Origin of the sequence: Trichocoleus sp. FACHB-46 (assembly GCF_014695385.1) — a bacterium.
Lineage (GTDB): Bacteria > Cyanobacteriota > Cyanobacteriia > FACHB-46 > FACHB-46 > Trichocoleus.
On record NZ_JACJOD010000078.1, the window covers coordinates 1 to 5851 of the forward strand.

Below are 5851 nucleotides of genomic sequence, written 5' to 3' on the forward strand. Positions count from 1 at the left end.
TCAGTGGTGGATAAGAGGCTGCTTGGGGCTAGTTCCCCCTTTTTGCTCCTGCTGCATGTTGATGCGCACGGACAACACTCCCATCGACAAAGTGGATGTCCCAGTTAATTTTGCCCTCGGCATCGGCCTCGATCTGCAGGGCTTCGAGCAGTTGCTGCCACAAGCCGATGTGACGCCAGTGGTAGAATCGACCTGAAACTGTTGACCAGTGGCCATAGCGACTGGGTAAGTCTCGCCAAGGAGCACCAGTTCTGAGAATCCACAAGATGCCGTTGATGACGGTTCGATGGTCTTTAGCGGGGCAACCTGTATGAGGCTTTTGTGGTGGAAGCAGGGGCCAAATGCGCTTCCACTGCCGATCGTTTAATTCACCCCGTCGGTTCTTCTTTTGTGGTGGAAGAATCATGGAGGCTAATCAGTATTCCTGCACTATTTCTATTCTGCCAAAGGGTTTTAAAACACGCCCTAGTACTTTATATCTGCCTGGGCGAACGCAGTGTCAATTTGATCCAGGCGATTAATCAATCCGTGCAGAAATGGGGACAAAAAATATTGCGAGTCCTACTGATTGGCTTAGGTATCCTCCTGCTTGTAGACTGTATTGCTTTTGCTCTAGGTCGTCCAATTTTTTGATCGCTTATCCACATACAAGAACAAAAGCAATGATTCAAACTTGGCAGTCAGATCAATCTCACTCAACAGCAGCAGAACCAGTTATTTCTGCTCGGCAGCTTAATCACTACTTTGGCAGCGGCGAACTCCGCAAACAAGCCTTATTTGACATCAATTTGGATATTTATGCAGGCGAAATCATTATCATGACGGGTCCCTCTGGCTCTGGCAAGACAACGCTGCTAACACTGATGGGCGGGTTGCGATCGGCTCAAGAAGGCAGCCTCAAGATTCTCGGACAAGAATTACACGATGCCAGCAAACAACAGTTAACTCAACTTCGTCGCAACATTGGCTATATCTTTCAAGCACATCACCTATTGACCTTTCTGACTGCCAAGCAAAACGTCCGAATGTCACTGGAACTGCATGAGGAAATGTTCGATCGCAACATTGATGAAATGAGCGTTGCCATGCTAGAAGCAGTAGGGCTACAACAACGGGTAGACTATTATGCCGATAGTCTGTCGGGCGGGCAAAAACAGCGAGTTGCGATCGCCCGCGCATTAGGGAGTCAACCCAAGATTGTGTTAGCTGATGAACCCACAGCCGCTCTAGATAAGAAATCTGGGCGTGATGCTGTAGAGATTATGCAAAAACTTGCCAAAGAGCAGGGTTGCACCATCTTATTAGTCACACACGATAACCGCATTCTAGATATTGCCGATCGCATTGTCTACATGGAAGATGGTCGTCTAGCAGATAATTCAGAGACTACGATCGCGGACTAGATGTCTACCTTGCCGAAATGGTTCGTGGTGGATTATCACAAATCAGTTCAGACGTTTGAATGTACCAAACTAACTGAATGAGTCAATGTGATGTATCAGAAATCTAATCCATCCTTCCAGCTAGAATATCCCTGCATTAGGGACGAATTGCTCAAAGTCTTTCAGCAGATAGTGAATGCAGAAGCACAACGCCAGGATTGGAGCCGTCAGGAAGCTTTGCCTCGGACGAATACCAATCGTTTGAGTACATTGCTTCAGTTTATTTACATCAGCACAGGTTTAGGCATAGAGTCTCATTTCATGATCGGTTTCTTCCTCAAAAATGCTGACGAGGTGCGATCAGTGGAGGCTGTTTTCAATGCCGTTGAGCAAGTTTTTCAGACCGCAGGCGTTGATGCTACTTGTGAAAATTACAAACTCAGAGCAATCTACGATTGGCGGAGGCACTTCGCAATGGGGAAAGTGAAGTCGTGGTGCGTCTAATCGGTGAATTACTTGCCCGTTCTGAGCCAGGGTTGGTGATGGTTGCGACACTACTAATCCAATTTAGAACCTGGTTATGGGTTAAGAGTGCAATTTCAAACCGAATCAAGAACAACACGGAGATTGCTCAAATCTGTCATGTAGGTAATCCAAATCGGCTTTACTACCTGCGGCAAGAGGTCGCAACCATGCCTATCAAATCATTGATCCAAGCAGTCACAAAGCTGGTGGATCTGGAAATGGCAATTAAGCAAGGTTATGCCAACGCAAACTCTATCCTACCGTTCTTGCTCATGATCACACGGTTGTTTCAACCTATTCAGGCCTTGACATTGGTAAAAAAGAAGGGTGGTAATAAAAAGTTCGATTGGCAGCGATGGAATACAAAGGTGTTCCCACGACTATTCGGGCAACCAGACGCTTTAAAGTATCCACCCGAAGTGGTGGCGGTCTTGATGAGCTTGCTGTATGACACCATTCATACTGACCCAGAGCAAGCCGTTGCAGATTTGGTGGAATTTAACCGGGCATCGCTGGAACGTCGCAACTCGTTCCAAGCAGAGCAGGATGACGAACTGGATGATTTGGAGGATGAGCTTGACGATGATCTCGATGACGACCTTAGTGATGAGCTTGATGACGAATCCAGCGACGAATTGGATGATGACCTCGATGAAGAGTTAGACGAGGATCTGGAAGAGGATGACGAATAGTACCCATTCAACCTTGCTCACTGCCTAATTGCTGACTCTGCATTAGTTGAACTGATGCAGAGTTCTTTTTTCCCCACCCACCTCCCTGGAACGCTGAAGTGGAGGATGGCAATAACTGTAGAGGAAGTGAATCTTAAATTGGATGAGGAAAGCATCTGTCGATGCGATCGCTATGAGAAATCCAACTCGTCAATATAAGGAATAATTCTCATGGTTAACGCAACTGCAACACGCAAATCTGCAAAAACTACTTCACGCAAGGCACCGAAGCACACTTCCGCTTTAGAACGGGTGATTCCCAATCAAGAGAAAGTTCGATTGATGGTGATCGAGGTGCTACGAGAGGAGTCTGGACGCGAACTCGCAGCATCGGCTCGTTGCAACGGACAGGAGTTCGATTGGGAACATCACAATGCTCAGTTTCGCCAAGACTATGCCGAAACCTCACTCCGCGATCTGCTGACCTACGCTCGCAAGCTTTACGGGTTGCAAAACCTCGATGAAGTGCGCGATCGTCGTGCCGCTCACAAAGCCACCCGCACCGGACGTTTGAATGCACTTAACAGCTTGAATGCAACGGATGACCTGGATACGAATGAGGAGTTTGAAATCGACTTGGAAGAGGACACCAACCTGGATGACTAAGTCTTAAGTAGCTTCAGTGGCGAACGCGCTCAACCCCGGCGAAAAGTCGGGGTGATTTATTACCACCCACCCAGACGGTATAGTTGAAACGAGTTTAGTTCATCTGTACTTTTCATGACCACAGATCTTCTATCCGGTGACTATCACAACTTTCTACAGGCGTTGAAAGAGCGAATTCGCAACGCCCAAAGCCGCTCTGCATTGGCAGTCAACCGAGAATTAGTCACGCTTTACTGGCAGATTGGGCAGGAAATTTTGACGCGCCAGCGAGAGCAGGGATGGGGAGCTAAGGTCATCAGCCAACTGGCGAAAGACTTAAAAGCAGCGTTTCCGGAGATGAAAGGCTTTTCCCGTACGAATCTGCTGTACATGCGCTTATTTGCCGAAGCTTACCCAGATCCACAAATTGTCCAGCAGCTTGCTGGACAAATTCCCTGGTTTCACAACTGTATGCTGCTAGACAAGGTAAAAGATTCAGAGGAACGTTTGTGGTACATCCAAGAAACCATTCAACATGGCTGGAGCCGCAGCGTTCTCACTCAGCGAGTGGAAAGTGGATTGTATCGACGGCAAGGAGAAGGATCCCTCACCAACTTCAATCAAACCCTCCCTCAACCCCAATCGGATTTAGCCCAGCAAATTCTGCGCGATCCCTATAATTTTGACTTCTTGAGTTTAGGCCCCGAAGCGCAGGAACGAGAACTCGAAACTGCTTTGATTCAACACATTCGAGAGTTTTTGTTGGAGATGGGAGTTGGATTTGCATTTGTGGGCAGTCAATATTCAATTCAGGTGAGTGGGAAGGAATACAGACTGGATTTATTGTTTTATCACTTCCGTCTGCATTGTTTTGTCGTGGTCGATCTCAAGACGGTTGAATTCGAACCAGAATTTTCGGGGAAGATGAACTTCTATGTGTCGGCTGTGGATGACTTATTACGTAGTCCTGCAGACAACCCCACCATCGGCATTATTTTGTGCAAAACCCAGGATCAAACGGTGGTAGAGTATGCGCTGCGAGACGTGGCTAAGCCCATTGGCATTTCAACCTATCAGCTCAAAAATGCATTACCAGAGCCACTCAAGGGTAATTTGCCCACCATCGAGGAGTTGGAGACTCAGCTAAACATCCTATCGGTTGAAATTGAAGCAGGGCGAGATGTAGAGAACCAAGATTGAGACCTAGGCCACGCTCAGTTGTCCAACAGGCGGCTGGATGATTTCAGCGCGAGCAATCTTTTTTAATGTGGGAGAGCTGCTCAATTCCCTTGGATCGGTGCAAATTGGCGTTGATTGGGAGGCTGAACACAGAGGGTGCAGAATCCGGCGATCGCTTTTTGCTCAGGTCGCATTTCCAGCGTGACCCCCAATCGCTGCACTTCCCTAGCACAAGCCAGCTGACCTTGGCGATTGCGGCTGAGCAAGTCCTGGCTCCAGCTCATCAAATTACGGGCAAAGCGCCCCTCGGTGCTGGTCGCCCAGTCTAAGGCTTTGGCTTGTTCCAGCGGTAGTGCATCAAAGGATGGTGAGTTAGATAAAGTAGAGAGACATCTGCTCTCAAGCTAGGTCTATGGAATGTCGCCTCTGTGGTCATCCCACTACACACAAACACGGTAAAGCTCCTAACGGCAGTCAACGCTATTTCTGCCCGCAATGCCAGCAAACGTTTAACGAGCGATTCGACACCTTGTACTACCATCGCCAAGTCACACCCGAACAGATTCGGCAGGTTCTACAGGCGCATAACGAAGGTAGCAGTCTGAGGGGAATTAACCGTACGAGTGGACTCGCCTACAACACCGTTGTGAGTATTATTCGTGCTGCCAGTCAGCAAGCACAGTTAGTGCATAATGCTCAAGTGCAAGCAGTCCAAACCGAGGAGGTGAGTGCGGATGAGTTATGGTCATTTGTCGCAAAAAACAGAAGCAGTGCCTCCCCGATGAGTTAGCAGTGGGGGATTGTTGGATTGGGGTCAGTCTTGCCGATTCTAGTGGACTGATTTTGGCAGCACGAGTTGGAAAACATACTGACGCATTGATTGAAGAATTAGTGGTTAGTAGTGAAGGGAAAACAGTGTGTAAACACTTCAATAGTGATGATTGGGGTGGCTACAAACGAGTATTACCTCCTGAGATTGTGCATCACATTGGCAAAGACAAGACGCAAAGACTAGAGAGAACAATGGCATCGTTAGACAACAAACGGGAAGATGGCATCGACGGCAGAATAAGTTTGGCAAGGTATGGGAGCAAACGAAGGTGACGACGTGGATAGTTGTGAGTTATTTCAACTGGATTTGGCAGCATAACCGATTAAAGACGACCGCAGCGCAACGAGCAGGATTAACGCCACAGCGATGGACTTGGCATGATCTCATTACCTACCCCACCACTATTTGATGCACTACCAGTGAATCGAGTCGTTTACCATGCCTCCTTGGGCGTTGCACAATAGTAGTATGATGCAGCGTTGAGGGTCTCCTGATGCAATGTCCAGACTGTCAATCCACTCACGTCGTCAAAAACGGTCGCCGTCAACAGCAGCAGAACTACTTGTGCCGTCAGTGCTCTCGTCAGTTCCTGGATGCTTACCAGCCCAAAGGCTATC

At 48.1% G+C, this 5851-nt stretch carries 7 protein-coding genes and 2 pseudogenes; 7 read left to right on the plus strand and 2 right to left on the minus strand.

Annotated elements, in window-relative coordinates:
* Positions 1-37 precede the first annotated feature (37 nt).
* Positions 38-406 (minus strand): annotated as a pseudogene (locus H6F72_RS28440) (IS5 family transposase); the annotation flags it as partial.
* Positions 407-662: 256 nt separating this feature from the next.
* On the opposite strand from H6F72_RS28440, the gene H6F72_RS28445 reads away from it, so the two are divergent.
* From H6F72_RS28445 to H6F72_RS28465, 5 genes are all read left to right on the plus strand, one after another.
* A complete protein-coding gene (locus tag H6F72_RS28445; protein WP_190443233.1) occupies positions 663-1403 on the plus strand; it encodes a DevA family ABC transporter ATP-binding protein in 741 nt (246 codons plus the stop codon).
* A gap of 90 nt (positions 1404-1493) precedes the next feature.
* Entirely contained in the window at positions 1494-1886 is a 393-nt protein-coding gene (locus tag H6F72_RS28450) for a hypothetical protein (protein ID WP_190443235.1), read from the plus strand.
* Positions 1838-2599 (plus strand): hypothetical protein, encoded by a 762-nt coding sequence (locus H6F72_RS29920; RefSeq protein ID WP_199299369.1) that lies wholly within the window; start codon positions 1838-1840, stop codon positions 2597-2599. The genes H6F72_RS28450 and H6F72_RS29920 overlap by 49 nt, the downstream gene beginning before the upstream one ends.
* Before the next feature lie 210 nt (positions 2600-2809).
* Entirely contained in the window at positions 2810-3244 is a 435-nt protein-coding gene (locus tag H6F72_RS28460) for a hypothetical protein (RefSeq protein WP_190443237.1), read from the plus strand.
* A 114-nt stretch (positions 3245-3358) separates the two neighbouring features.
* The gene (locus H6F72_RS28465) at positions 3359-4423 is read left to right on the plus strand and encodes a YhcG family protein (RefSeq protein WP_190443239.1); all 1065 of its coding nucleotides are present in this window, start codon (positions 3359-3361) and stop codon (positions 4421-4423) included.
* An 80-nt stretch (positions 4424-4503) separates the two neighbouring features.
* On the opposite strand, the gene H6F72_RS28470 is transcribed toward H6F72_RS28465, so the two are convergent.
* Positions 4504-4749, minus strand: a complete 246-nt coding sequence (locus tag H6F72_RS28470) for a DUF6753 family protein (protein ID WP_348252767.1) — start codon at positions 4747-4749, stop codon at positions 4504-4506.
* A gap of 65 nt (positions 4750-4814) precedes the next feature.
* On the opposite strand from H6F72_RS28470, the pseudogene H6F72_RS28475 reads away from it, so the two are divergent.
* Positions 4815-5643 (plus strand): annotated as a pseudogene (locus H6F72_RS28475) (IS1 family transposase).
* Between the two features lie 84 nt (positions 5644-5727).
* Positions 5728-5851: IS1 family transposase (locus H6F72_RS28480; protein ID WP_304940961.1), on the plus strand; the 124-nt coding region annotated here is incomplete at its 3' end.